Genomic DNA, 25,721 nt, shown 5'->3' with positions numbered 1-25,721 from the left:
AGCAGGAGGCCTCGTGATGACCACCACGCTGCACCCCGGCAAGGACGGAGCCGGGGTCGTCAGGCGCACCGTCCTGCCGGGCGGGCTCCGTGTGGTGACCGAGACCATGCCGACCGTGCGTAGCGTCGCGGTCGGCATGTGGGTCGGCATCGGCTCGCGTGACGAGGCCCCCGAGCACATGGGGGCCACCCACTTCCTCGAACACCTGCTGTTCAAGGGCACGCCCACGCGGGACGCGATGGAGATCTCGGCCTCCATCGAGGGCATCGGCGGCGAGATCAACGCCTTCACCGCCAAGGAGTACACCTGCTACTACGCGCGGGTCCTCGACGAGGACCTGCCCGTGGCGGTCGACGTGCTCGCCGACGTGGTGACCAGCTCGCTGATCACCGAGGAGGACGTCGAGTCCGAGCGCGGGGTGATCCTGGAAGAGATCGCCATGCACGACGACGACCCGTCCGACGTGGTGCACGAGCAGTTCGCCGCCGCGCTCTACGGCGACTCGCCGATCGGCCGGCCCATCCTGGGCACGGTCGACTCGATCAACGCCCTGGGCCAGGAGCGCATCGCTGAGTACTACCACCGGTACTACCGGCCGCGTACGACGGTGGTGTCGGTGGCGGGGAACGTGCGGCACGAGGAGGTCGTCGAGCTGGTCGCCCGCGCGTACGAGCGGGCGGGCGCGCTGGAGGGCCCCTACGAGTTCGCCCCGCCGCGCACCAGCGGTCCGGGCGCCGAGACCCGGTCCGGGGTCAGGGTGCTGGACCGGCCGACCGAGCAGGCCAACCTGGTGCTCGGCACGACCGGCATGTCCCGCACCGACGACCGCAGGTTCGCGCTCGGCGTGCTCAACGCCGCGCTGGGCGGCGGCATGTCCTCCCGGCTCTTCCAGGAGATCAGGGAGAAGCGCGGGCTGGCCTACTCGGCATACAGCTACACCTCGGCCTACGCCGACACCGGGCAGTTCGGGATCTACGTGGGCTGCCTGCCCTCGAAGATCGACGACGTGCTCAAGATCTGCCGCGACGAGGTGTCCCGGGTGGTGGCCGAAGGCATCACCGCCGACGAGATCATGCGCGGCAAGGGGCAGATGCGCGGCGGGCTCGTGCTCGGGCTGGAGGACACCGGGTCGCGCATGTCGCGGATCGGGAAGAACGAGCTGGTCTACGACGAGCTGATGTCGGTCGACGAGGTGCTGGCGCGGATCGAGGCGGTCACCCCCGACGAGATCGGGGAGGTCGCCCGTGACGTCCTGAACCGGCCGCTCACGCTGGCCGTCATCGGGCCGTACGGGGACAAGGACTTCTCGGAGGCCATCGCCTGACGGGTCCGGCCCCGGCCGGGGTTCTTTTCAAGGGGGAGAGCGGGATTCCGCTCTCCCCCTTCTCGGTTCGGGGGGTGCTTGGGAGGGGGTGGCGGGCGTAATAGGGTTGGGGGCGTGATCAGGGTTGGTGTGCTGGGCGCGCGTGGTCGCGTGGGCCTCGAGGTGTGCAAGGCGGTAGAGGCGGCGGACGACCTGGAGCTGGTGGCCGCGCTCGACAAGGACGATCCCGTCGAGGGGCTCGAAGGCGCCGAGGTGGTGGTCGACTTCACCCATCCCGACGTGGTCATGGGCAACCTGGAATGGGCCATCGCCCATGGCGTGCACCCGGTGGTGGGCACCACGGGGTTCGACGCCGGCCGGCTGGAGACCGTGCGCGGGTGGCTGGCGCGTTCGCCGGGCGTCAACTGCCTGATCGCCCCCAACTTCGGCATCGCGGCGGTGCTCATGATGCACTTCGCGCAGCAGGCGGCCCGCCACTTCGAGTCCGTCGAGATCATCGAACTGCACCACCCGAACAAGGCCGACGCCCCTTCGGGCACCGCCCGGCGTACCGCCGAGCTGGTGGCCGAGGCGCGCGGCAAGGCGGGGCTCGGCGGGATGCCCGACGCCACCAGCACCGCCCTCGACGGCGCCCGCGGCGCCGACGTCGGCGGGGTGCACGTGCACGCGGTGCGCCTGTCCGGGCTGATCGCCCACCAGGAGGTGCTGCTCGGCGGCGACGGCGAGATCCTCACCATCCGGCACGACACGATGAGCAGGTCGGCGTTCACGCCGGGCGTGCTGCTGGGCGTGCGGCGGGTGCGCGAGCTGCCCGGCCTCACCGTGGGCCTGGAGCCCCTGCTCGACCTGTGACCGCTGCACGACGTGCCCATGACCGCGCATGTGACTGGGGTCATGGGCACGTCGTGAGGAGAGGGTCCCGGCTCCGCACAGCCGGGCCTACGATCATCAACACTAATACCAGCGGCGCGGTCCATCCGAAACATGAGACCGTGTCGTCATGGTGCGATGGGCCGACCCCGGCGAGCTGGCCGGGCTGATCTCCGTGGAACTGGCCGCCGACAAGCTGTTCGAGCAGGCCGGCATAGTCCTCCCGCCGGGCACGACCATGGTCGAGGACGTCACGGACGCGACCTCGGTGCTGGTCGAGGGCGACCCGCCGGCCGGGTTCGCGCTGATCGGCCGGGTCGACGGCAACCTGCATCTCGACCAGCTCGCGGTGCACCCCGACCACATGCGGCAGGGCATCGGCGGGCGGCTGGTGGAGGCGGTGGCCGACCACGCGCGGGCGGTCGGGGCGCCGGCGGTCACGCTGACGACGTTCCGCGACGTGCCCTGGAACGCCCCCTGGTACGAGCGGCACGGCTTCGCGGTGCTGCCCGAGGCCGAGTGGGGGCCGGAGCTGCGGGCGCTGGTGGAACACGAGCGCGAGCTGGGCATCGAGGTGGCGCCGCGGGTCGTGATGCGCCGATAGCCTGGGCGGGTGAGCCGGTTTCGTGATGAGTTGTGGCAGGTCGTCGGCGGTGTGTACGACCAGATCCTGGCCCACCCGTTCCTGTCGGGGCTGACCGACGGATCCCTGCCGCGGGAGGCGTTCCGGCACTACGTGGTGCAGGAGGCGCACTTCCTGCCCGACTACGCCAGGGCGCTGGCGGCCTGCGCGGCGCGTTCGCCGGAGCCGTCCGGTGTGCAGCGCTTCGCCCGCGACGCCGCCATGACCGTCGAGGTGGAGCACAGCCTGGTGGTGGAGCTGCTGGCCACGTTCGGACTGGACGAGGCCGACGCGCGCAAGACGCCCGCCGGGCCCACGACGGTCGGGTACACGTCGTACCTGGTGCGCACGTGCTCGCTGGGGACGTTCCCGGAGGCGCTGGGCGCGATCGTGCCCTGTTACTGGATCTACGCCAGGGTCGGCGAGACCCTGCTCGGCCGTTCCTCGCCCGACCCGCTGTACGCCTGGTGGATCGACACCTACGGCGGCGAGGGCTACCAGGAGACCGTGGCCGGGGTGCTCGACCTGCTGGACGGGCTGGCGCCGGCTGGCGACGAGCGGCTGCGGCTGCTCGACCGCGCGCTCACCACCGCCCGCTACGAGTGGATGTTCTGGGACGCGGCCTGGCGCCGGGAAGGCTGGCCATGCGGCTGAGGGACCTCCTCCAGGCCGGCCAGCTCGCCCTGAAGGTGCTGACCGGGCACGACCTGCTCGACCGGCGCGTACGCGGCGTCGCCACGACCGACCTGCCCGACCCGGCGATGTTCGTCAAGGCGGGCGAGCTGGTGCTCACCGAGCTGACCTGGCACACCGGCCCGGCCTCCTCGCGCGACTTCGTCGCCAAGCTCGGGGACGTGGCGGCGCTGGTCGCCGGCACCGCGCTCAAGGTGCCGCCGGCCGACCTGATCGACGCCTGCGCCGAGGCCGGGCTGCCCCTGCTCACCCTGCCGGTGGACGTGCCGTTCAGCCAGGTCACCGAGCATGTCCTGCGGGCCCTGATCGCCGAGCTGGGCACGCCGCCGCGGCCCGCGTACGCCGCCCGCAGGCGGCTGGCCAGCACCCTGGTCGACGGCGGCAGCCTCACCAAGCTCGTCACGGCGGTGGCGGGCGAGCTGGACGTGCCCTGCTGGGTGCTCTCGCCCACGGGCCGGGTGGTCGTCGGCTCCCAGCCGCTGGACGCCGCGGCCCGGCTGCGGCTGGCGCACACGTTCCTGACCGCGCGGTTCCTGCCCGGGATGGTGACGCAGGAGGACGGCACGGCGCTGTCGGTGTTCCCGGTCAGCAAGGGGGCGCCGCACCGCATCGCCAACTGGTTCCTGGCGTACGCGGGGGAGCAGGTGCAGGGCGAGAACGAGGACCTGGTCGTCGAGCTGGCCGCGCTGGTGGCGCTGGAGCGCTCGCGGCTGGAGGCGGCGCAGCGCATCGAGCGGCGGGTGCTCGACCAGCTCCTGACGCTGCTGGAGTCGGGCGACGCGGCGCTGCCCGGCGTGGTGTCGCGGCTGCACACGCTGCACGTGGAGACCGAGCACGGCCTGCTGGCCGTCGCCCTGTCGGCACGGCTCGACGGCGGCGGCGGCGAGGTCGCCGTGCCCGTGCTGGACGAGCTGCTGCGGCCGCTGGCGCCCGGCATCGTCACGGCCACCGGCCCCGCCGAGGCGGTCGCGCTCGTCCCGCTGGCGGGCAACACGGCCGACGAGCTGACGGCCCACGTGCTCAGGGGCGCGCGCACCCTGGAGGCGGGGCTCGGTCAGGGCCGCATCACGCTCGGGGTGAGCAGCGTGACGACCGGCCCGGCGGCGCTGAGCAGCCTGATCGAGGAGGCCAGGCACGCACTCACGCTGGCCGGGCTGAGCGGCGACCGGGTCAGCGTGATCACCGGCGACGACGTCAGCTCCCACCGCACGCTGCTGGCCGCCATCCCGGGGGAGCTGCGCCGGGCGTTCCGGTCGCGGCTGCTGGGGCGGCTGGAGTCGTACGACGCGGCCAACCAGACGGACCTGCTGGAGACGTTGCAGGCGTACCTGGAGGAGTCGGGCTCGTGGGCGGCCACGGCCGAGCGCCTGCACGTGCACGTCAACACGCTGCGCTACCGGCTGCGCCGGATCGAGGAGCTGACCGGCAGGTCGCTCAACTCCTGGGACGAGCGGGTCGACTTCATGCTGGCCCTCAGGATGCGCTGAGCCGCGCCCGCACCTCCTCCACACCCGGGTTGACCAGGGCGGAGCCGTCCGGGAAGACGACCGTGGGGATGAGCCAGGAGCCGCCGTTGAGCTCGGCGATGAGGTCGACGGCGCCGGGGGTCTCGTCCACGTCGATCTCGGTGTACGGGATGCCGGCGCGGGAGAGCTGCGCCTTGAGCCGGTGGCAGTGACCGCACCAGGGAGCGCTGTACACGGTGATCATGTATTTCCGATTCGTTAGGTGGGTTTGACTGGTGGCGCAGACGCCGAATACTCTCATGTGCCAACTGGAGTTTACCGGTAGACACTGCAGCTAGGCGGGTTGACCGGTCGCGTGAAAGTAGGGTCCCCCGGTGACCGATCTGCCTGTCTCCCGGCGTTCTGTCCTGCGGTCCGCCGCCTTCGCGGGGGCACTCGCCGTGCTGCCCGGCCTGCTGTCGGCGTGCGGGCCGGCCGAGCAGGAGGCGGGGACATCCGCCAAGAAGAGCCTCGACGTCCTGCGCGTCGCGCTGCCCTCCTCCATCGGGTCGCTGGACGCGGCCAAGGAGGCGGGCATCATGAACTACGTCGTGGCCCTCCTCGTGCAGGAGTCCCTGGTCGGCGTCGGCCCGGACGGCAGCCTCCAGCCGTCCTTGGCCGAGTCCTGGGCCAGGAAGGACGCCACCACCTACGTCTACAAGCTGCGCCCCGGCGTGACCTTCTCCGACGGCAGCCCGCTCACCGCCGCCGACGTGGTCACCAGCCTGAACCTGCACGCCAAGAAGGGCTCGACCACCGCCTTCGCCTACGCCTACGCCAACGTGGACACGATCGAGGCCACCGGCGACGCCGAGGTGACGATCAAGCTCAAGAGCCCCGACGCGGCGTTCGCGTGGGTGCCCACGCCCGGCACGCTGCTGGTGACCAGCGCGAAGTTCATCGAGGCCACCGGCGAGCGCATCGGCACGCCGGAGGGCAAGCTGCTGGGGACGGGGCCGTACAAGGTGGCCGAGTTCGCCCCCGACTCGCACGTCACGCTGGAGCGCAACGACGCCTACCGGGGCGGCAAGCCGGCCTTCCGGCAGATCAGGATCGACTTCATCCCGGAGGAGTCCACGCGGCTGCTGGCCATGCGCGGCGACAACGTGGACGTCGCGCTCAACGTGCCCGCCGAGCAGATCGACCAGTGGAAGGCGGTGCCCGGCGCGCAGGTGCTGACCGCCGCCGACCGCTCGCTGGTCACGCTGGCCTTCAACACGGCCAAGAAGCCCTGGGACGACGTGCACGTGCGCCGGGCAGTCGCCCACGCCGTGGACCGGGAGGGCATCGTCAGGAGCGTGCTGCGCGGCCACGGCAAGGTCGCCACCGCCATCCCGGACCCGGCCCAGTGGGGCGGCGTGCTGGACGAGGCCGAGGTCACCGCCCTGTACGCGTCCATCCCCCAGTACGGCTTCGACCTGGTCCAGGCCAAGGCCGAGCTGGCGAAGTCGGCCACGCCGCAGGGGTTCGCCGACACGCTCACGTACCCGAGCAGCGGCCCGCAGCTCGGGCGGGCGGCGCTCACCCTGGCCGAGAACCTCAAGACCATCGGCATCACGCTGGAGGTCAAGGAGGTGCCGCTCGAACAGTGGATCGCCGACCTCGGCAAGCACGGCTCCGGCGTCTACCTCGGCTGGTACTTCGCCACCACCGGCGACCCCGCCGAGTACGTCCAGCAGCTCCTGCACGGCGGCGCCACCGGCGAGAACGGCACCAACATCGCCGAGTACGACAACGCCGAGGTGACCGGCCTGCTGGACAAGGCCAAGGCGGGCACCGACGACGCCGCCCGGGGCAAGCTGCTCGGCCAGGCGCTGGTCAGGGCGGCGGCGGACGTGCCGTACCAGCCGCTGTGGTGGGGCGAGGCGGCCACCGCGTTCGGCAGGGCGGTCGCCGCCGAGGGCTTCGGCCCCTACTTCTTCGTCGGCCCGTGGGCGACGAAGGTGGCCGCACGCTGATGACCGACCCTATTCAAGTGCATCAGGCGCTGGCCGGGATGCGATATCCGGAATCGGTGTCGCTGCACCCCGGCGGCGACCGCGTCGCCTGCGTGATCGACGGCGTCGCGTACGTCGTCGGGCTCGACGGCGCCATGGAGGCCGCGGGCGACTGCCACGGACCGGTCCGCTGGCTGCCCGACGGGCGGCTGCTGCGCACGCCGTCGCCGTCCGAGCTGGCCGTCGACGGCTGGCGGGCCCGCGTGGACGGCGAGATCGAGGACCTGATCCCCGGCGACGACGGCACCGTCCTGGTCCGGCTGGCCGACCCCGGCAGCGAGCGCGACGGCAGCCACCTGGGTCTGCGCGTGCACGACCCGTCCGACCCCTTCGTCCTGACGCCGGGCGGCCGGCTGCGCCGCCTGGCCTGGTTCGAGGTCGGCGACGACCGCCCGCGCCGGCTCGCGCTGCCCGGCCTGACCGTGTGGGACGCCGACTGGCGCGGACGCCGCGCCCTGGCCGTGACCTCGGCAGACGAGACGCCCGCCGGGTACTACCGGCCCCGGCTCGACCTGGTCGAGGACGGCGAGGTGCGCACGTTGCACCGCACGTCCTGGCAGCTCGCCCGGCCCCGGCTGGCCCCGGGCGGACGGGCCGCCGTGGTGGTCGAGGGGCTGTCGATCGTCTCGGGCCGCGTCCTGCGGGCCGACCTGGTCACGGGGGAGGTCGCCTACCTGGGCGACCTGGACGACGTCACCGACCTCGGCTGGCTGGACGACGACACCCTGTGGTTCACCGGCTGGTCGGGCACCGGCGTGCACGGCGGGGTGCTCAGCGCCGCCGACGGCCGCGTCCTGAGCCGCTGGACGGCCCGGGGAACGCTGGGCGGCCGCGACGGCCAGCCCTCGCTGTCCGTGGACCGCACCGGCACGGTGGCCGCGGCCTGCTGGGAGAGCCCCGAGCAGCCGCCCGAGGTCGCCGTGGCCGTCCTGCGGGAGGGCGACTGGCGAGCGGTCACCGCGCTCAACGCCGGGCTGGCCGGCCTGGCGGCGCACCAGAAGGAGATCACCTGGACCGGCCGCGACGGCCTGCCGGTCAGCGGCCTGCTGCTCACCACCCCCGGCGCCGGAGAGGGACCCAGGCCGCTGGTCGTCATGGTGCACGGCGGGCCCACCTGGTTGTGGTCCAGCTCGTTCGCGCCCGCCGAGTCCAACCAGCTCGCCGTGCCGCTGGCGCACGCGGGCGCCGCCGTCCTGCTGCCGAACCCCAGAGGCAGCAGCGGCCGCGGCCAGGACTACGCCCGCGCGGTCATCGGCCAGGTCGGCGCGGCGGACCTGGACGACGTGCTGGCCGGCGTGGACCACCTGGTCGCCGCGGGCATCGCCGACCCCGGCCGGACCGCGGTCATGGGCCTGAGCTACGGCGGATACCTGACCGCCTGGGCCGTCACCCGCACGAGCCGCTTCCGCGCCGCCGTCGTCATGTCCGGCGTGAGCGACTGGCTGAGCTTCTCCACCGCCAGCAACCTCGCGGGCGGCTTCGACCCGCTCTACCACGCCGGGGCCGACCCGGCCACCGGCGAGGGACGCGAACGCCTGGCCGCCCGCTCACCCGTGCACCACGCCGCCAAGGCCGCCACCCCGACCCTGATCCTGCACGGCGAGCGCGACCGCACCACCCCTCCCGGCCAGGCCGAACAGCTCTATCGTGCCTGGTCGGCGGCGGGCGTGAGCACTCAGCTGGTCCTCTACCCTCGGGAGGGTCACGAGCTGGTCGAGCCCGCCCACCGCAGGGACGCGGCGGAGCGCGTGATCGGCTGGCTGACCGGGGGCGGGGTGTTGTGATGGGCTGGGCCGGGTTCCTGCTGCGCAGGTCCGCGGGCACCGCGGCCGTCGTGCTGCTGCTGTCGGCCGGCGTGTTCGGCCTGCTCTACCTGGCCCCGGGCGACATCCAGCAGACGCTGCTCGGCACCCGTCCGGCCACCGCCGACACGATCGCCGCCCTGCGGGGCCGCTACCACCTCGACGACCCCGTCGCCGTCCAGTACCTGCGTTGGCTCGGCGGCGTGCTCGGCGGCGACCTCGGCACCTCCATCAGGACCGGCCAGCCGGTCGCCGGGATGCTCGGCGAACGCCTGCCGCGCACGCTCGTCCTGACCGGCTACGGCACGCTCCTGGCCGCGCTGGCGGGCCTGCCGCTCGGCGTGCTGGGCGCGCTGCGCAAGGGCCGGGCGAGCGACCGCCTGGTGGTGACCGCCGGGGTGGTGGGGCTGAGCGCGCCGCCGTTCGCGGTCGGCCTGCTGCTGCTCGTGGTGTTCGCGCTCGGGCTCGGCTGGTTCCCCGTCTACGGCACGGGGGAGGGGTTCGCGAGCGAGTTGTGGCACCTGACGCTGCCCGCCGTCGCGCTGGCGGCCGGGGCGGCCGGGATGCTGCTGCGTTTCAGCAGGGCCGCGCTCGTCCGCGAGCTGGACCAGGACTACGTGGTCTTCGCCCGCGCCCGCGGCCTGAGCGCGCCCGTCGTGCTCGGCTACGCCATGCGCAACTCGCTGGTGCCCGTGCTGACCGCGGCCGGGCTCGTCGTCACCGGCATGCTCGCCGGGACCGTGCTGGTGGAGGTCACGTTCGCGCTGCCGGGGCTCGGGTCGCTGCTGGTCGACTCGGTCACCTTCAAGGACGTGCCGGTGGTGCAGGCGCTCGCGCTGCTGCTCACCCTCCTGATCGCCGCCGTCAACCTGCTGGTGGACGTCGCCTACTCGGTGGCAGACCCGCGCGTGCGGCTCGGCGGGGGCGCGTCGTGACCGGGCCGGTTCGTACGCGCGGGCGTGCCGTGATCCGCCGGTTCCCGATCGCCGTGCCGCTGGCGCTGGCCGTGCTCGTGGTCGTCGTGGCCGCCGCCGCGTTCGCGCCCTGGCTGGTCCCCGGCGCCACCGCCCAGGACCTGATGACCGGCATCTCCATGCCCGGCCCCGGCCACCCGCTCGGCACCGACGACCTGGGCCGCGACGTGCTGAGCCTGCTCGTCGCGGGGGCCCGCACCGCCGTGCCGGGGGCGTTCGCCGTGGCCGCCGGCTCCATGCTGATCGGCAACCTGCTCGGCCTGGCCGCCGGCTACTTCGGCGGCTGGACGGACACCCTGGTCATGCGCTGGGCCGACCTGATGTTCTCGCTGCCCGCGCTGCTGGTCGCGATCGTCGTGGCGGGCGTGCTCGGCGGCGGTTACGGCCTGGCCGTCGCCGTGCTGGTGGTGCTGTTCGCGCCCACCGACACGCGGGTCGTGCGCGGCGCCGTCCTGGAGCAGCGGCACCGGCCCTACGTCGAGGCGGCGCTGCTCAAGAACCTGTCGTCCTGGCGGATCATGACCCGGCACATCTGGCCGAACATCGTCCCGGTCAGCCTGGCCTCGGCCTTCCTGAACTTCGCCTTCGCCCTGGTCTCGCTGTCGTCGTTGTCCTTCCTCGGCCTGGGCGTCCCGGCCGGATCGCCCGACTGGGGGCGCACGCTGGCCGACAACCGCACCCAGCTGCTGGCCAACCCGTGGGCGGTCATCGCGCCCGGCCTGGCCGTGATCGTCACCGCCGCCGCGCTCAACCTGGTGGGCGACTGGCTGCACGAACGCTTCGAGCGGAGGGCCCGGTGACCATGCTGCGGGTGGCCGACCTGACCGTACGGCAGCCGGACACCGGCCGTACGCTGCTGTCGCAGGTGTCCTTCGAGGTCGCCGCCGGCGAGTCGGTGGCGATCGTGGGCGAGTCCGGCTCGGGCAAGTCGCTGACCGTCCGCGCGCTGCTCGGGTTGCTGCCCGCCGGGCTGGAGTCCACCGGCCTGGTCGAGATCGACGGGCGGCGGGTCGACGACGACCCCAGGGCCAGGCGGCGGCAGCGCGGCGGCACGGTCTCGCTGCTCATGCAGGACCCGTTCACGCTGCTCAACCCCCTGCGCAGGGCCGGCAAGCAGATCGCCGACGGCCTGCCGGACGGCGCCGACCCCAAGACCGAGGTGCCGCGGCTGCTGGCCGAGGTGGGCCTGAGGGCCGAGGTGGCGGGCCGCTACCCGTTCCAGCTCTCCGGCGGCATGCGGCAGCGGGTGGGCCTGGCCTGCGCGCTGGCCGCCGCGCCGCGGATCCTGCTGGCCGACGAGCCGACCACCGCCCTCGACGCCACCACGCAGCGCGAGGTGCTCGCCCTCATCCGCCGCATCCAGCGCGAACGGGACATGACGTTCCTGCTCATCACCCACGACCTGCGGCTGGCGTTCTCGATGTGCGACCGGGTCGTGGTCATGTACGCGGGCCGGGTCATGGAGGTCGGGCGCGCCGCCGAGCTGCGCAAGGAGCAGCGGCATCCGTACACGCGGGCGCTGCTGGCCGCCGAGCCGCCCGCCGACCGGCGGCTGCCGGTCATCCCGTCCGTGCCGGGCTCGGTGCCGGCCCACGACGCGGTGGCCGGGCGCTGCGGGTTCGCCGACCGGTGCGCGCACGCGGGGGAGGAGTGCCGCGCGGGCGTCCCCGCCCTGGTGCCGGTGCCGGGCGCGGAGGTTCGCCTGTCGGCCTGCGTACGGTCCGCCGCGCTGCCCGAGGCGCCGCCGCCCCCGCCGGGCGTGCCGTCGCCGCCGCGCACCGCCGCCGCGCCCCTGCTGGCGGTGACGGGCCTGCGGAAGACGTACGCGGGCGCGTCGCGGCCGGCCCTGGCCGGTGTGGACCTGACGGTGGCGCCGGGCGAGGTCGTGGCCGTCGTCGGCGAGTCGGGGTCCGGCAAGACCACGCTGGCCCGCTGCGTCACCGGCCTGGAACGCCCCGACGCGGGCGTCGTCACCCTCGACGGGCTCGACTGCTCCGACCCCACCCGCATGTCCCGCCAGGCGGTGCGCCAGGCCCGCCGGACGGCACAGATGATCTTCCAGGACCCGTACTCGACGCTCAACCCGGCGCGTACCGTCGGTGCGACGCTCAAGGAGGCGCTCGCCGCCGACGGACGCCCCACGGATGTCGGCGCGCTGCTGCGCCTGGTGGGCCTCGACCCCGCCCTCGCCCGCAAGCGCCCGGCCGGCCTGTCGGGCGGCGAGCGGCAGCGCGTGGCCATCGCGCGGGCCGTGGCCGGCGAGCCCCGCCTGCTGGTCTGCGACGAGCCAGTCTCCGCCCTCGACGTCTCCGTGCAGGCGCAGGTGCTCACCCTGCTCGCCGGGCTCAAGGAACGCCTGGGCATGGGCCTGCTGTTCATCACCCACGACCTGGCCGTCGTCCGCCAGCTCGCCGACCGCCTGTACGTGCTGCGGGCCGGCGAATGCGTCGAGACCGGCGACGTGGACCGGGTGCTGGACGCCCCCGCCCACCCCTACACCCGCGAGCTGCTGGCCAGCGTGCCCGACGGAAGCAGCCGCTGGCCCGGCTAGTCGTAGGAGATCAGCGTGAGCATCCGGCAGCCGCGCTCGCCGGTGGAGTAGACGTGGTCGACCTCGGCCCCGAACCGCACCGCGTCGCCCTCGCCCAGCCGCACCGACCACGTGTCGCTCTCGACCGTCACCTCGCCGGACACCACGTAGGCGTGCTCCACGGACCCGTGGCCGTGGGCGCTCCTGGCGCTGCGCGTCAGCGGCGGCAGCTCGCCCTCGGCCAGCTCGAACCGCCGCCGGTCGGCCGCGGCGAACAGGCCGCGCACGGTCGTGTCGCCCACCGCCACCGGCAGGCCCTCGCTCCTGCGCAGCACCTCGGGCTCGGCGAGCCGGGTACGGGTCAGCTCGGCGAAGGTGAGCTCCAGCGCACCCGCCAGCCGGGTCAGCACCTCGATCGTCGGGTTGGCCACGCCGCGCTCGATCTGTGAGATCAGCGCCTTGCTCACCCCGGTCAGCTCGGCCAGCTCGCGGACGCTGAACCCCCGGGCCAGCCGCGTGCGCCGCAGGTTGCCCGCCAGCGCGCCGCGCACCCCGGCGGCCTGCCCGTTGGTGACCGCGAGTTCCTGCCGCACGTGGTGAGTCCTTCCTGTCCCGGCGTCCACCCCCATCATGCCCTGCGCGTCAGGCCGCGTCGTCCGGCGAGCTCGTCCAGGAAGCCGGACACCGCGGAGACGAAGGCGCCCGGGTCGTCCACCCACGGGAAGTGCCCGGCGCCGGGCAGCGTCACCAGCGTGGCGTCGCGGAACAGGGCGGCGAAGGGGCGCGCGTAAAGGCGGCAGGGGTGGACGTCCAGGTCGCCGGTCAGCAGCAGCGCCGGCGCGTCCAGCGCGCCCAGCCCGGCCCTGACCTCCTCGGGCGTCACCGGGGACGGCGCGTAGAAGCCGTCCGCCGCGGCCTCGCCGCACTCCTCCTCGGCCGTGGCGGAATGGGCCGCGGCGCGTTCGGTCCAGGGGCCGTAGAAGAACCGGTGGCGCTCCACGCCCTCGTCCGCCAGGAACTCCGCCAGGGCGGCGGCGTACCACGGCTCGTGCGCGCGCAGCTCCAGACCGGCCTGCCAGTCCTCCTCCGTCGGCGTGCATCCCACGGCGACCGGCGAGGGTGCGACCAGGCACAACGACCTCAGGCGGGCCGGATGCAGCCCGGCGTACCGGACGGCCACGTTCGCGCCCGCCGAGTGCGCCAGCAGGTCCATGCGGTCCAGTCCCAGGTGCTCCCGCAGCGCCTCGACGTCCTCGGCCAGCCGGTCCCACCGGTACGTCCCGGGGTCGGCCGGGATCGCCGAGTCGCCGGTGCCCCGGCCGTCCAGCTGGATCAGCCGCCGGGGCAGGCCGCCGAGGTCGCCCAGGTAGCGGGAGGCGCGGCCCGGGCCGCCGGGCACGCACACCAGCGGCTCGCCCGTCCCGGATACGTGGTAGGCCAGCTCGGTCCCGTCGTGAGCGAGAAAGGAGGGCATGGGGGGATTATGCCGGGTGCCCGTGGTCGTCGGGCGGCGGATCCTCGAACCGCGGCCGCTGAGGCGGGCCGCCGCTCACCGACCGGACGATCGTCGCCGCGACGTGGTGCACCTTGAGGTTACGGTCCTGGGAGACGTTGCGCAGGATCTCGAACGCCTGGTGCGCGGTGCAGCGGCGCTGCGCCATGACGATCCCGATCGCCTGGTCGATGACCGGACGCGTGCCGAGCGCCTCCTTCAGCTGCGCCGACACCTCCCGCGTACGGGCCGCGCCGATGGCCACGTCGAACAGCACGCCGATCGACGCGGCACTCACCTGCGCCGCGACGTGCGTCCGCGCGGAGAAGCCGCCCGCGCCCGCCGAGTAGAGGTTGAGCGTGCCCAGCAGCCGCCCCTGGGAGGTCAGCGGCTCGGCGTGCAGGCTGAGGATCCCGTGCGGCTGCGGGCAGAAGGACCCCCAGCGGGCGTCGCCGGGCGCCAGACCGGCCGCCGTGACCGCGCGCCCGGCCTCGATCGCCTCGAAGCTCGGCCCCTGCCCGGCCGCCGACTGCATGCCGTCGAGCATCCCGGCGCGGGCGTGCGCGCACGCCGCCGAACGGATGCCGCGTTCGGTGCACAACGTCACGCTGACCAGCGGAGAGTCGGGCATCGCACGGGCGGCGATGACGACACTCCGCGCCAGTGCCCGTTCGAGCTCGTCGATTCCGGCCGGAACAGCGGTCCTGTTCAACAAATCCCTCGCGCTCGGCTGCGGCTCACGCCTGCGACCAGACAGCCTGCCCCTCCAGCGGGGTTCTAAGCGGGCCCCGCCGGAGGTTTTCCCGGGACTTCTCAGGCGAGGTAGGCGTCGACCTCGGCCAGGTAGGCGTCCTTCAGGTGCCGCGGCAGCCAGGTGATCTCGAACGCGTTGCGCTCCAGCCGGGCCAGCTCCTCGCGGGTGAGCTGCAGCTCCTCCTGCAGCGCCTCCAGGTTCTCGCCCACGTACCCGTTGAAGTACGCCGGGTCGTCGGAGTTGATCGTCACCCGCACGCCGAGCTCCATGAGCTTGCGGATGCCCTCGGCCTTCATGGAGTCGGTGACGTACCCGTTGGAGATCGGGCAGCAGGTCAGGCCGATGCCGCGGGCCAGCACCAGGTCCACCAGCCGCTGGTCCTCCAGGATGTTGACGCCGTGGTCGACCCGGTCGACGCCGATCTCCTCGATCGCCTGCCGGATGTGCTCGATCGAGTTGTCCTGGTCGACGTCGCAGTGCATGGTCAGCAGGTAGCCCTCCTGGCGGGCCCGCTCGTACACGGCGGCGAACTTGGCCGGCGGGTTGCCCTTCTCGTCGGAGTCGAGCCCGATGCCGACGATCCACTCCTTGTACGGCAGCGACTCCAGCAGTGTCGCCATCGCGTACTCGGCCTGGAAGTCGCGCAGGAAGCACATGATCAGCTGGGCCCGCACGCCGAGCTGGCGGTCGGCGTCGATCAGCGCCCGCCGCAGCCCGCGGATCACCACGTCGAACGGCACCCCGCGCGAGGTGTGCGCCTGCGGGTCGAAGAAGATCTCGGCGTAGCGCACGTTCTGCTCGGCGGCCTTGCGCAGGTAGGCCATCGCCAGGTCGTAGAAGTCGGGCTCGGTGCGCAGCACCTGCATGCCCTCGTAGTAGACCGTGAGGAAGGAGGGGAGGTCGTCGAAGGAGTAGGCGGCCCGCATCTCCTCGACCGACGTGTAGGGCAGCGCGATGCCGTTGCGCCGGGCCAGGTCGAACTTGAGCTCCGGCTCCAGCGTGCCCTCGATGTGCAGGTGCAGCTCGCACTTGGGGAGACCGGCGATGAAGTCCTTCATGATCAAACCTCCGTGAGGATGGGGTCGACGACCTCGAGCCGTACGCAGTCGACCAGCCCGAGGTCGGTGACGGCGTAGTCGGGGATCGCGGTGATCGACAGGAAGAACAGGTACATCAGCGGCGCCGGCAGCGTGCAGCCCAGCTCGCGGGCCAGGTCGTCGAGCCGCTCCTCCAGCACCGCCATCTCGGCGGCCGGCAGGTCGGAGACGATGCCGCCGACCGGCAGCGGCAGCAGCGCCCGCACTTCGCCGTCCACCACCACGGCCTGGCCGCCGCCCTGCTCGGCGACGGTGTTGACGGCCAGCGCCATGTCCTCGCGGGAGGCGCCCACGCAGATGATGTTGTTGTCGTCGGGCGCCGCGCTGGTGGCGATCGCGCCGGCCCGCAGGCCCATGCCGCTGACCATGGCGACCGGCTTGTTGCCGGTCTTGCCGTAGCGCTCGACGACCGTGACGAGCAGCGCGTCCTGCTCCACGGACGGCTCCACGACGCCGTCGGTCACCGGCAGGGTCACGTCGCGCCTCCTGCGGACGAAGACCTGGTCGGTGAACCCGAGGGTCAGCACGGTCGCCTGCTCGCCCTCGGCGCGCAGCACCAGGTCGCCGGCGGTGACCGGGGCGATCGGGAACGGCCGGACCGGGCCGCGCTCGGGGGCGGGCGTCGGCGTGACCATCCGGCCGTCGCGGGCGGCGGGCACGCCGTTGGCGATCACCTCGCGGACCCGGAAGTCCTCCAGCGAGTCGACGATCAGGACGTCCGCGAACCGGCCGGGGGACAGGCTGCCCACCAGGTGGTCGATGCGGTACATCTCCGCGCAGTTCACCGTGGCCATCTGGATCGCCGTCACCGGGTCGACCCCTGCCGCGACCGCCATCCGGACGAGCTTGTCCATGTGGCCGCCCGCCAGCACGTCGGCGGCGTGCACGTCGTCGGTGCAGAACGCCAGCCTGCGGGCGCCGGCCAGGGCCACGGCCTTGATGTTCTCGTCGAGGAAATGGGCGACCGAGGACTCGCGGATGATGCCGTACATGCCGCGGCGCAGCTTCTCCAGCATCTCCTCGTGCGAGTACGACTCGTGGTCGAGCCGCACCCCGGCCGCCGCCAGCCCGCTGATCCGGCGCGGGTCGGACAGCGGCGCGCAGCCGAACACCGGCAGCCGCCGCTCCCGAGCCAGGTCGAGGGCCTCCATGACGGCAGGATCGGAGTGTTCCACCATCTCCTGGACGGTCTCCCAAATCCCCACACATTCCGGCCATTCGTGGGCGATCCTGTGCTCAGCCGGACCGAACGGATGCCCGACGGTCGACTCCGGCACGGTGTAGGGCGCCTTGGCGGGTGCACCCCACCAGATTCGCATGCCGGTCGCCGCCGACTCGTCCAGGAAACGCCGGACGCCCGGCAGACCCTCGGCCACGAGGATCTGGTCCAGCCCCGACACCACGCTCGTCGTGCCGAACGGAACCACCAGGTCGGCGAAACTGGTGACCGACAACTTGCTGCACTCGATGTGCAGGTGCCCGTCGATCAGGCCGGGCACCAGGTAACCGCCGCGGGCGTCGATCACCTCGGTGTCCGGGCCGCGCTCAAGCACCGGCTCGACGGCGGCGATCCGGCCGCCGACGATGCCGATCTCGGCCGGGTAGAGCTCGCCGGTCAGCACGTTGACGAGCGTGCCGTTCGTGATGATCGTGTCCGCGGGCCGCCGCCCGTACGCCACGTCCAGCAGGTCGCGGTCCATCATGCCTCCACAGTCCGTACGGCGGGCCGCGGCACGAGCAGCGCGTACGCCGCACCGGCCACCAGGAAGCCCGCGAAGATGCTGAAGTCGCTGCCGCCCGTCGCCTCCGACAGCGGCCCGACGAAGACGGCCGAGTTGATCCACAGGGCCGCCGCCACCATGCCCAGGACCTGCGCGATGATCGCCGGCCAGCGGACCTGGCCGGGCGCCTGCTCGTCGAACAGCGCCTCGGCGTCGTAGCGTCCCCTCCTGCGCAGCCAGTCGGTGATGTAGACCCCGGCCCAGGGCGCCAGCCAGATGATCAGCAGCGCGAGGAAGTTGTTGAGCATGGTGTTGAAGCTGTTCGAGGTGACCGCCACGAACGTGATGAGCACGCAGAGCACGAGGTCGCCGACGACCGCCACCCAGCGCTTGACCTTGATCCCGGCCGCCTGCAGGTTCAGCCCCGAGGAGTACAGGTCGGTGGTGTTGACCGCGAACAGCGACACGATCGCCAGCAGCAGGTACGGCACCACGAACCACTGCGGCAGCGCGCCCGGCAGCCCCGAGATCGGGTCGGTGTTGTCCTTCACCACGGTCGCCACGGCCGCCCCGAGCGTCATCAGCAGCACGTACGGGACGAACCCGCCCAGGGCCGCGTACCCGAAGACCGCCTTCCTGGAGGAGTTCGCCGGCAGGTAGCGGGAGTAGTCGCCGCCCAGCGGCCCCCACGACAGCCCGCCCGCCGACATGATCATCGCGATCGCCATCGTGAACGTGGCGAAGTCCGCCGACCCGCCGCCGCCCCCGAGCTCCACCTTGGGCGCGATCAGGATCGCCATCAGGCCGAACAGCACGACGAACACCCAGGTGAAGTACTTCTGCGCCTTCATCACCGCGGCGTGCCCGATCAGCGGCAGCACGAGCTGGATCGCCGCCGCCACCAGGATCACCACGACCTTGAGCCCGAGCCCCTGGTCGCTCACCCCCGCCTGCTCCAGCAGCGACAGCGCCGCGAACGTGATGAGCACCATGCCGCCGGCCTCGAAGCCCACCATGTTGAGCCAGCCGAAGAAGCTGAGCACGCGGGCGCCCTTGGGGCCGTAGGCGGCCCTGGAGACCGCCATGGTGGAGGTGCCGGTGGCCGGCCCCTGCAGGCTGGTCAGGCCGACCAGCGGGAACGACAGCAGGTTGCCGATGACGATCGCGATGACCGCCTGCGTGAAGCTGAGCTGGAACGCCGCCACGATCGTGATGCCGTAGACGAGGGTGAAGATGCCCATCGTCGTCCCGGACCAGAGGAAAAGCAGGTCACGCGGGCGGCCGTACCTTTCGCCGGCCGAGACCAGTTCGATCCCGCGTTGTTCCATGGCCCCTCCTGAGGGTCGCTGGGTGTGTGCGCACACAGTGAACCGTAGGGGGGTGATGTGGTGAGTTATCGGGACATACGAGCGTGCTGCGAGCCAGTTGTGCCCCGGCTACAAAGTGATCGCCAAGCCGACCGCTGTGGCTGGCTACAGGGTGATCGCCAGGCCGACTGCGAACAGCAGGCCGTACGCCATCTGTAGCTTGCCCGTCTGCTGCAGGACCGCGATCAGCGCCGGCCCGACCGCCTTGCCCAGCACCGTCCTGATCGGCGTGACCGCGAGCGGCGCGGCCAGCGCCGCGAGCGCCGCCCACGGCGTGACCGCGATCATCGCCAGCGCCACCACGAACGGCACCACCTGGCACAACACGTACAACGCCCGGGTGCGCCCGGCGCCGAGCACCACCGCCAGCGTGCGCTTGCCCGACGTGCCGTCCGTCTGGACGTCGCGCAGGTTGTTGACCACCAGCATCGAGCAGGACAAGAGCCCCACCGGGATCGAGGCCAGGAACGCCGTCCAGCTCAGCTGCTCGGTCTGCACGTACGCGGTGCCCATCACCGGGACCACGCCGAAGAACACGAAGACCGCCAGCTCACCCAGGCCGCGATAGCCGTAGGGCCGCTTGCCGCCGGTGTAGAACCAGGCCGCCGCGATGCACGCGACCCCCACCAGCAGGATCCACCACGCCCGCGTCACGACCACCAGCACCAGCCCGAGCACCGCCGCGACCGCGAAGCAGCCCAGCGCAGCCGTCAGGACCTGCCGGGGCGTGGCCGCCCGCGAGCCGACGAGCCGCATCGGCCCGACGCGCTGGTCGTCGGTGCCGCGGATGCCGTCGCTGTAGTCGTTGGCGTAGTTGACGCCGATCTGCAGGGACAGCGCCACGAGCAGCGCCAGGACCGCGCGCCACCAGACGAATCCGCCGTCGCCGATCGCCACGCCCGTACCGACCATGACGGGGACTACGGCGTTGGGAAGCGTGCGCGGGCGCGCGCCCGCGATCCACTGACCGGGGGTTGCCATGCTGTCGAACCTCTAGCTGATATCCGTGGTGAGCCTGACCATGCGGATCGGACGGCCCATGTCGAGGACGCGTTCGGCCATGTCCTCGCCCCAGCCGGCCGACTCCAGGAAACCGAGCACAGCGTAGTTGTCGGCGAACACCCAGGTGACGATCTGGCGGAAGCCGTCCTCACGCAGGTAGTCGACGGTGGCGTTGAGCAGGCGGCTGCCGTGGCCGCGGCGCACGAAGTCGGGATCGACCAGCAGCGTCAGCATCTCGGCGACCCTGCTGGGATCCAGGTCGGGGTCCTCGGCGGGGGCGTGCGAGGCCAGCCCCACCACCCGCTCGCCGCCGCGCGGGGTCGTCAGCGCCGCGCTGCCGCCCGCACCCAGCGCGGGGAAACCCTCGGTGTCGAGGATGGTCTCCACCGCGACCAGCACCCGGCACGAGGGGCCGGGCGGGGCGACGATCGCCTCGTCCCACTGACGCAGCCACATCTTCTCGGCCGCCGGCCCCGTCATCTGCTCGAGTGGGCCTTCCGGGAGGAACTCCCGATATCCGTAGCGCCAGGCGCGGATCTGAGTATTCGCAACCTGGAGAACATCCTCGCGCCGGGCCGCCCGGACGCCTACGTCTGCCATCTCGGCCCGCTCCTTCGCCTGCCGTTCGTGCCACAAGGCACGAGTTACACCGTATCGGTGTTTGAGCCTTGGAGATGACGCGAACCCCGCTTCCAGGCCCGGTATGCGCGTGTCTTGGTGTTGTCACCGCATACCCGGATCGAACACCATGAGCGCGAACGATTCCCGGACACATCGCTGAACACCCGCCGACATATCCCCACCACCCATACAACGACCGCTCCAACATCCACCGCCGCCAGCCGCCAGCCTCCGCCCGCCAGCCGTCCGCCCAGCCGCGCCCGCCGTCTGCCCAGCCGCCCCCGCCGTCCGCCCGTCCGCGCCGCCCCCGCCGTCCGCCCGCCGTCCGCCTGTCCGCGCCGGCCTGTCCCGCCGGCCTGTCCCGCCGGCCTGTCCCGCCGGCCTGTCCCGCCGGCCCGTCCGCGCGTGTCGAGCCGCACGTGTCGATCTCCGCCCACCGACTGAGGCGGGGGCGGCCCATGCGGCGGTGATCGCGGCCGGGCGCGCCCGCGTCGCCCGAACCGGCGTCTGATCACCGGGCCGGGCGTCCGATCACCGGGCCTGTGCGTCCAGCGCCCGCCCGAGCCTCCGCACCCCCTCCGCCAGGATCGTCAGGTTGGCGGCGGCCATGTGCGTCACCCTGATCCGCGGGCCCGGCGGCTCCGACGGGTAGTACATCCGCCCCGGGCTCACCAGCGTCCCGTACCGCCGGGCCGTCTCTACCAGGGCGTTCTCGTCCACCTCCGCGGGCAGCCGCAGCCACAGGTGCAGCCCGCCGATCGGCAGCAGATGCACCTCCACCCCCGGGACGTGGGCCGCCAGCGCCGCGGCGAGTGCGTCCCGCCTGGTCGCGATCTCGGCGTGCACGGTGTTCAGATGCCTGCCCCACGCCGCCGAGCCCACGAACTCCAGCGCCGTCTCCTGCAACGGCCGCGCCACGAAGAACGACTCGACGAGCTGGCTGGCCCGCAGCCGGTGCGCGGCCGGACCACGAGCCACGACCGCCGCCACCCGCAGGCTGGGGGACAGGATCTTGGTCAGCGAGCCCACGTTGACGACCGTGCCGTGCGCGTCCATGGAGGCCAGCGACGGGGGAGCGGCGGGGGACAGGTAGCGGGCGTAGTCGTCCTCGATCACGAACGCCCCCGCCGCCCTGGCCACCTCCAGCACCTGCGCGCGCCGCTCCAGGGGCAACGTCGCGCCGGTGGGGTTGTGCAGGGTGGGCTGGCAGAAGAACACCCGCGCGCCGGTGACGGCGAACGCCTCGGCGAGCAGGTCCGGCCGTACGCCGTCGCGGTCCATCGGCACGGCCGTCGCCCGCAGCCCGGCCGCCTTGGCCGCCGCCAGCGCTCCGGGATAGGTGGGCGTCTCGACCAGCACCGGCGTCCCGGGGGCCGCCAGCGCCCTGAACGCGTGCGTCAGCGCCGCCTGGCCGCCGCTGACGATCAGCGCGTCCGCCGCCGTCACGTCGCCCCCGGCCTGGCGGGCGAACCAGCCGCGCAGCTCGTGCAGGCCGTTCAACGGCGGCGTCGCCCAGACGTCCGGACGGCGCACCGCCCGCGCGGCGGCCGCCGCAAGCTGCTTGTCCGGCCTCAACCCCGGGTTCAGGTAACCGCCGGTCAACGGCACCACCTCCTCGGGCGGCTCCGCGAGCAGCGCCGCCACCGGCCCGTCGTCCACCACCCGGTCGCCGAGGGCGACCGTCTGCCAGGACAGGTCCAGGGGGTCCTGACCGCGCACGACCTGCCGCGGCGCCACGAACGTGCCGCTTCCCGGACGCGACACCACCCGCCCTTCGGCGGCGAGCTGGCCGATGGCGCGCGAGACCGTCACGGGGCTGACGTTGTGCCGCCGCATGATCTCCCGGCTGGACGGAAGCCGCGCACCAGGCCCCAGACGGGCGGCCTCTTCCCGCAGTATCGCCGCAATCTGGGCGATACTGCTATCGTTGGTCATGAAGGATAAGGATAGCGCTACCGCCCAAAACGCAGTAGCACCGCCTCCCACCCCCCGCCCCACAACAACCGCCACCGGCTCTGCTGCCACCGGCTCTTCAACCACCGGCTCTCCTGCCACCCTCAACAAGCCGGCCGCCGCTCAGAACCCGGCCTCTTCCAGCCCGTCCGACAGGACCAGCACCCCACCCTCCACCTCCCCAGCTCCTGTCCTGGCGGCCGCCGCCCCTCCCGCCTTCTCTCCCGCCCCCTTGAAGGGGCCCGCCGCCTCCAACGGCACCGAGATCTCCAACGGCACCGCCACTTCGAACGGCGCTGGGGCCTCGAACGGCACCGCCACTTCGAACGGCGCTGGGGCCTCGAACGGCACCGCCACTTCGAACGGCGCTGGGGCCTCGAACGGCGCCGCCACTTCGAACGGCGCTGCGACCTCCAACGGCGCTGGGACCTCCGACGGCGCCCCCACCCTTCGCGACGCCCTGGTGGGCACCGGCGGAGCCACCGCCCGCGCCCGGCAGGGGACGATGCTGGCCTTCCTGGGCGTCCTGGCTTTTTCCGGCAGCTTCCCCGGCACCGTCTACGCGATGCGCGGCTTCGACCCCTGGCTGGTCGCCATCGGCCGCGCCGCCGTCGCCGGCCTCATCGCCCTGGTCTGCCTCAAGGCCGCCCGCCTGCCCCTTCTCCCGCCACGCCGCCTTTGGCCCTCCTACACCGTGATCTCCCTGGGCGTGGTCTTCGGCTTCCCGGTGTTCAGCAGCCTTGCCCTCGACCTGGGCGCCAGCACCTCCCACGCCGCCGTGGTCATCGCCTTGCTCCCCGCCGCGACCGCCGCCTGCGCCGTCGTACGGGCCGGCGAACGCCCTCGCCCCCTGTTCTGGGCCGCCTGCGCGGCCGGCGCCGCCGCGATCATCGCCTTCACCCTCACCCGAGGCCAGGCCGGCGCCGCCTGGCCGGACCTGCTCCTGGTCGGCGCCCTCCTGTCAGCCGCGCTCGGCTACACCGAAGGCGGCCGCCTGACCAGGACGACCACCGGCTGGCAGGTGATCAGCCACGCCCTCGTCCTCTCCCTCCCGCTGACCGCCGTGATCACCGCGGTCCTGGCCCTCACCACCCCCATCACGCCGACGGCCCCCGCCCTGGCCGGCTTCGCCTACGTGGCGCTGATCTCGATGTTCCTCGGCTTCATCCCCTGGTACGCCGGCCTGGCCAGAGGCGGCATCGCCAGAGCCGGCCAGACCCAGCTGGCGCAGCCGCTGCTGACCCTCATCTGGGCCTGGGTCCTGATGGGCGAACGTTTCGGCCCGGCCACCGTGGCCGCCGCACTCGCCGTCCTGGCCTGTGTCGCCGTCACGCAGCGCACCCGCTCGTAGGGAAGGCCTGGCAGGACGACGTGCGCACCGGGCCGCGGCGAAGCTTGCATGGCGTTACGCCGCCACGCAGGATGGCAGGGGAGGTGTCACAACCATGGCGGACCTCACGATCCCGGAAGGCGGCTTCTGGCCCGCGCCGGAGATCCCGCAGCCCAACATCTATCCGATGGAATGGCGCGTGGAGACCGAGAAACTCGCAGCCATCTACGAGAAGTCCAAGCGCAAACTCTGGAACCCGGCCGACCTCCCATGGGACGGCCTCAACCCGGACGACTTCACCCGCGAACAGCGCCTGGGCATCATGTACTGGTTCGCCGTCCTCGCCAATTTCGACGCCTCGGGCCCGGCCGTGTTCGCCCGGGCAACCATCCAGGCTTTCGAGAAACACGAGGAAGACCCGGTCCGGAAGTGCTTCTTCTCCATCACCCGCGACGAGATGAACCATGAGGAGTGCTGCCAGCGGACCATAGCCCGGCTGTGGCCCGGCGGCCCTCTGAACTGGACCCCCGAAGACGATCTCGAAAAGGCCGCCCACAACAACATCGGCTGGCTCTACCACAACGGCGGCCGCTACTGGACCGGCTACACCAGCGCCGTCGGAAGATACTCGCTGCCGGTCCTGTTCACGAGTTTCATGATGGGCGAGATGGCCGCGTCCACGCTGTTCAGAGGCATGGCCACGGGCACCCGGCATCCGGTCTTCGGCGAGATGTTCCAGCGCATCGGCCTCGACGAGTCTCGTCATCTGCAAATCTGCATGACCATTCTGGAGAACGAATGGCCGGGCCTCACCGACGAGACCCGCAGCCTCATCACCCGCCAGCTGCGGGCCGGTTTCGTGTTCCTCTCCATGATTCTCTGGGAGCCTCCGGAAGGGTTCTGGGAACTTCCGCCCTACTTCCTCGACAACCACCGCGTCCTGATGGACCACGCCAGGGAAGCGGGATTGGGTGTGCTCTCCTACGAGGAACAGAAGGAGAACTGGCGCGTGGCCATGGCGAAGGTCCGCGCGATCGTCGAACGATGGGGCATCGCCTTCCCCGCCATTCCCGAACTGGACCTGGAAGGCGTCGAAGTGAACGTCATCGACCCGGAGGAGATCATCCCCGTCTTCTAGGATGCGCGTATGTGGCCCCGCATCGACGGACGCAGAGTCCTCGCCCTAGGCACGCCCGGCAAGGTGCGCACCCTGCTGACCGACCTCACCCTCTCAGGCGCGAAGACCGCCACCGCCGGTCTCCTGCCCCTCGACTACGAGGCGGAGGGCGAAGAGGTCGAACACGTCGGCGAGCACCTGATCCTCGTGAACGACGCCGGCGAGAAGGCCGCCACCATCGAGATCACCTCAGTGGCGCTGGTGCCGTTCGCCGAAGTGCCGTGGGAGTTTGCCGAGGCGGAAGGCGAAGGATTCACCTCGATCCAGCACTGGCGGGACGTCCACCAGCGCTACTGGTCATCCTTGGGCCACGAGGTGAACGACACCTCCACAATCGTCTGCCTCCACTACCGCCTACTCCCCGCCTAGCCCCCCGGGCCCAAAACACCAAGCCCCCAAAACACAAACCAGCCCCCGAACAACCCCCAGCCGCACTGCCCCCCACCCCACGCTTGAGGGAGCGCGGCATCAACCCCCTATACCCAAACCCCGACCACACCCCCCAGCCGAGCATCCACTCCCGGCCAAGCAGCCACCAGCGGGCGAGCGCCCGCGCCTTGGCCAAGCATCCACTCCCGGCCAAGCATCCGCCCCTGGGGCCGAGCATCCACTCCCGGCCAAGCATCTCTCCCCGCCCAGCATCCGCCTCCCACCAGGCACGCATTCGCAGGCCGCCCGGGCTCAAGCCCTGCCGCAAGGCGATCCAACCCGCGCCGCCGTCACTCCCGCACCGACGCCCTCAGCGACTTGCCCCACCCAACTCCCGAGTCCTTCCGCCTCCGTCGTCCCCTGTGCCGTCGTCCCCTGTGCCGTCGTCCCCTGTGCCGTCGTCCCCTGTGCCGTCGTCCCCTGTGCCGTCGTCCCCTGTGCCGTCGTCCCCTGTGCCGTCG

General features: G+C 72.4%; 25 protein-coding genes. 13 read left to right on the top strand and 12 right to left on the bottom strand.

Translation table 11 applies throughout. From position 1 onward, the window contains the following. The first annotated feature begins 16 nt into the window (after positions 1-16). The 5 genes from AB0J46_RS41185 to AB0J46_RS41165 all read left to right on the top strand — a co-directional run bounded on the left by AB0J46_RS41185 (position 17) and on the right by AB0J46_RS41165 (position 4,996). Positions 17-1,324 carry a pitrilysin family protein gene (locus AB0J46_RS41185; RefSeq protein WP_358298418.1) on the top strand — a complete coding sequence of 436 codons (1,308 nt, stop codon included), beginning with the start codon at positions 17-19 and terminating at the stop codon, positions 1,322-1,324. 114 nt (positions 1,325-1,438) lie between these two features. Further along, complete coding sequence (gene dapB, locus AB0J46_RS41180) at positions 1,439-2,176, top strand: 4-hydroxy-tetrahydrodipicolinate reductase (RefSeq protein WP_364340283.1); 738 nt, start codon at positions 1,439-1,441, stop codon at positions 2,174-2,176. A 148-nt stretch (positions 2,177-2,324) separates the two neighbouring features. Next, positions 2,325-2,798 carry a GNAT family N-acetyltransferase gene (locus AB0J46_RS41175; RefSeq protein WP_364340281.1) on the top strand — a complete coding sequence of 158 codons (474 nt, stop codon included), beginning with the start codon at positions 2,325-2,327 and terminating at the stop codon, positions 2,796-2,798. A gap of 9 nt (positions 2,799-2,807) precedes the next feature. Beyond that, a complete protein-coding gene (locus AB0J46_RS41170; protein ID WP_364340279.1) occupies positions 2,808-3,470 on the top strand; it encodes a TenA family protein in 663 nt (220 codons plus the stop codon). Beyond that, positions 3,461-4,996: a helix-turn-helix domain-containing protein gene (locus AB0J46_RS41165; RefSeq protein WP_364340277.1), complete on the top strand. Its 1,536-nt coding sequence runs from the start codon at positions 3,461-3,463 to the stop codon at positions 4,994-4,996. Before AB0J46_RS41170 ends, AB0J46_RS41165 begins: the two co-directional genes overlap by 10 nt. On the opposite strand, the gene AB0J46_RS41160 is transcribed toward AB0J46_RS41165, so the two are convergent. Further along, the gene (locus tag AB0J46_RS41160; RefSeq protein ID WP_352365313.1) at positions 4,983-5,219 is read right to left on the bottom strand and encodes a glutaredoxin domain-containing protein; all 237 of its coding nucleotides are present in this window, start codon (positions 5,217-5,219) and stop codon (positions 4,983-4,985) included. The two genes, AB0J46_RS41165 and AB0J46_RS41160, sit on opposite strands and share 14 nt — an antisense overlap. Positions 5,220-5,349: 130 nt before the next feature. Here AB0J46_RS41160 and AB0J46_RS41155 point away from each other — a divergent pair, with 130 nt between their 5' ends. Genes AB0J46_RS41155 through AB0J46_RS41135 form a run of 5 tightly spaced genes read left to right on the top strand, consistent with a single transcriptional unit; the run spans position 5,350 to position 12,338 of the window. Beyond that, entirely contained in the window at positions 5,350-6,972 is a 1,623-nt protein-coding gene (locus AB0J46_RS41155; protein ID WP_364340275.1) for an ABC transporter substrate-binding protein, read from the top strand. Next, positions 6,972-8,795 carry a S9 family peptidase gene (locus tag AB0J46_RS41150; protein ID WP_364340273.1) on the top strand — a complete coding sequence of 608 codons (1,824 nt, stop codon included), beginning with the start codon at positions 6,972-6,974 and terminating at the stop codon, positions 8,793-8,795. The genes AB0J46_RS41155 and AB0J46_RS41150 overlap by 1 nt, the downstream gene beginning before the upstream one ends. After that, positions 8,795-9,748: an ABC transporter permease gene (locus tag AB0J46_RS41145; protein ID WP_358298405.1), complete on the top strand. Its 954-nt coding sequence runs from the start codon at positions 8,795-8,797 to the stop codon at positions 9,746-9,748. Before AB0J46_RS41150 ends, AB0J46_RS41145 begins: the two co-directional genes overlap by 1 nt. Positions 9,749-9,777: 29 nt before the next feature. Beyond that, positions 9,778-10,587 (top strand): ABC transporter permease, encoded by an 810-nt coding sequence (locus tag AB0J46_RS41140; protein ID WP_364340271.1) that lies wholly within the window; start codon positions 9,778-9,780, stop codon positions 10,585-10,587. Between the two features lie 2 nt (positions 10,588-10,589). Then, complete coding sequence (locus tag AB0J46_RS41135; RefSeq protein ID WP_364340509.1) at positions 10,590-12,338, top strand: ABC transporter ATP-binding protein; 1,749 nt, start codon at positions 10,590-10,592, stop codon at positions 12,336-12,338. On the opposite strand, the gene AB0J46_RS41130 is transcribed toward AB0J46_RS41135, so the two are convergent. The 11 genes from AB0J46_RS41130 to AB0J46_RS41080 form a co-directional block, all read right to left on the bottom strand. Continuing rightward, complete coding sequence (locus tag AB0J46_RS41130; protein WP_357988051.1) at positions 12,335-12,910, bottom strand: XRE family transcriptional regulator; 576 nt, start codon at positions 12,908-12,910, stop codon at positions 12,335-12,337. The two genes, AB0J46_RS41135 and AB0J46_RS41130, sit on opposite strands and share 4 nt — an antisense overlap. 35 nt (positions 12,911-12,945) lie before the next feature. Further along, positions 12,946-13,791, bottom strand: coding sequence for an alpha/beta hydrolase (locus AB0J46_RS41125; RefSeq protein WP_364340269.1), 846 nt, complete (start codon positions 13,789-13,791; stop codon positions 12,946-12,948). A gap of 7 nt (positions 13,792-13,798) precedes the next feature. Further along, positions 13,799-14,521, bottom strand: coding sequence for a GAF and ANTAR domain-containing protein (locus AB0J46_RS41120; RefSeq protein ID WP_364340267.1), 723 nt, complete (start codon positions 14,519-14,521; stop codon positions 13,799-13,801). A gap of 101 nt (positions 14,522-14,622) precedes the next feature. Further along, positions 14,623-15,621, bottom strand: a complete 999-nt coding sequence (locus AB0J46_RS41115; protein WP_364340265.1) for an adenosine deaminase — start codon at positions 15,619-15,621, stop codon at positions 14,623-14,625. 2 nt (positions 15,622-15,623) lie between these two features. Further along, positions 15,624-17,363, bottom strand: coding sequence for an adenine deaminase C-terminal domain-containing protein (locus AB0J46_RS41110; protein WP_364340263.1), 1,740 nt, complete (start codon positions 17,361-17,363; stop codon positions 15,624-15,626). Further along, complete coding sequence (locus AB0J46_RS41105) at positions 17,360-18,709, bottom strand: cytosine permease (RefSeq protein WP_364340261.1); 1,350 nt, start codon at positions 18,707-18,709, stop codon at positions 17,360-17,362. The genes AB0J46_RS41110 and AB0J46_RS41105 overlap by 4 nt, the downstream gene beginning before the upstream one ends. A gap of 144 nt (positions 18,710-18,853) precedes the next feature. Beyond that, a complete protein-coding gene (locus AB0J46_RS41100; protein ID WP_364340259.1) occupies positions 18,854-19,729 on the bottom strand; it encodes a 1,4-dihydroxy-2-naphthoate polyprenyltransferase in 876 nt (291 codons plus the stop codon). A gap of 12 nt (positions 19,730-19,741) precedes the next feature. After that, positions 19,742-20,230, bottom strand: coding sequence for a GNAT family N-acetyltransferase (locus AB0J46_RS41095; RefSeq protein ID WP_358298391.1), 489 nt, complete (start codon positions 20,228-20,230; stop codon positions 19,742-19,744). 164 nt (positions 20,231-20,394) lie between these two features. Further along, positions 20,395-20,535 (bottom strand): CGNR zinc finger domain-containing protein, encoded by a 141-nt coding sequence (locus tag AB0J46_RS41090; RefSeq protein ID WP_364340257.1) that lies wholly within the window; start codon positions 20,533-20,535, stop codon positions 20,395-20,397. Positions 20,536-20,902: 367 nt separating this feature from the next. Further along, positions 20,903-22,306, bottom strand: coding sequence for a PLP-dependent aminotransferase family protein (locus AB0J46_RS41085; RefSeq protein ID WP_364340255.1), 1,404 nt, complete (start codon positions 22,304-22,306; stop codon positions 20,903-20,905). Between the two features lie 141 nt (positions 22,307-22,447). Next, entirely contained in the window at positions 22,448-22,741 is a 294-nt protein-coding gene (locus AB0J46_RS41080; protein WP_364340253.1) for a hypothetical protein, read from the bottom strand. A gap of 46 nt (positions 22,742-22,787) precedes the next feature. Between AB0J46_RS41080 and AB0J46_RS41075 the strand changes: the two genes are divergently transcribed. The 3 genes from AB0J46_RS41075 (at position 22,788) to AB0J46_RS41065 (ending at position 25,200) form a co-directional block, all read left to right on the top strand. Then, positions 22,788-23,675 (top strand): DMT family transporter, encoded by an 888-nt coding sequence (locus AB0J46_RS41075; RefSeq protein WP_364340251.1) that lies wholly within the window; start codon positions 22,788-22,790, stop codon positions 23,673-23,675. A gap of 94 nt (positions 23,676-23,769) precedes the next feature. Beyond that, positions 23,770-24,792, top strand: a complete 1,023-nt coding sequence (locus AB0J46_RS41070) for a hypothetical protein (RefSeq protein ID WP_352365283.1) — start codon at positions 23,770-23,772, stop codon at positions 24,790-24,792. A gap of 9 nt (positions 24,793-24,801) precedes the next feature. Then, positions 24,802-25,200, top strand: a complete 399-nt coding sequence (locus AB0J46_RS41065; protein ID WP_364340249.1) for an ASCH domain-containing protein — start codon at positions 24,802-24,804, stop codon at positions 25,198-25,200. The last annotated feature ends 521 nt before the right edge of the window (positions 25,201-25,721 follow it).

Source organism: Nonomuraea sp. NPDC049758, assembly GCF_040674635.1.
GTDB lineage: Bacteria > Actinomycetota > Actinomycetes > Streptosporangiales > Streptosporangiaceae > Nonomuraea.
This window is presented reverse-complemented; position numbering and strand designations above follow the sequence as displayed.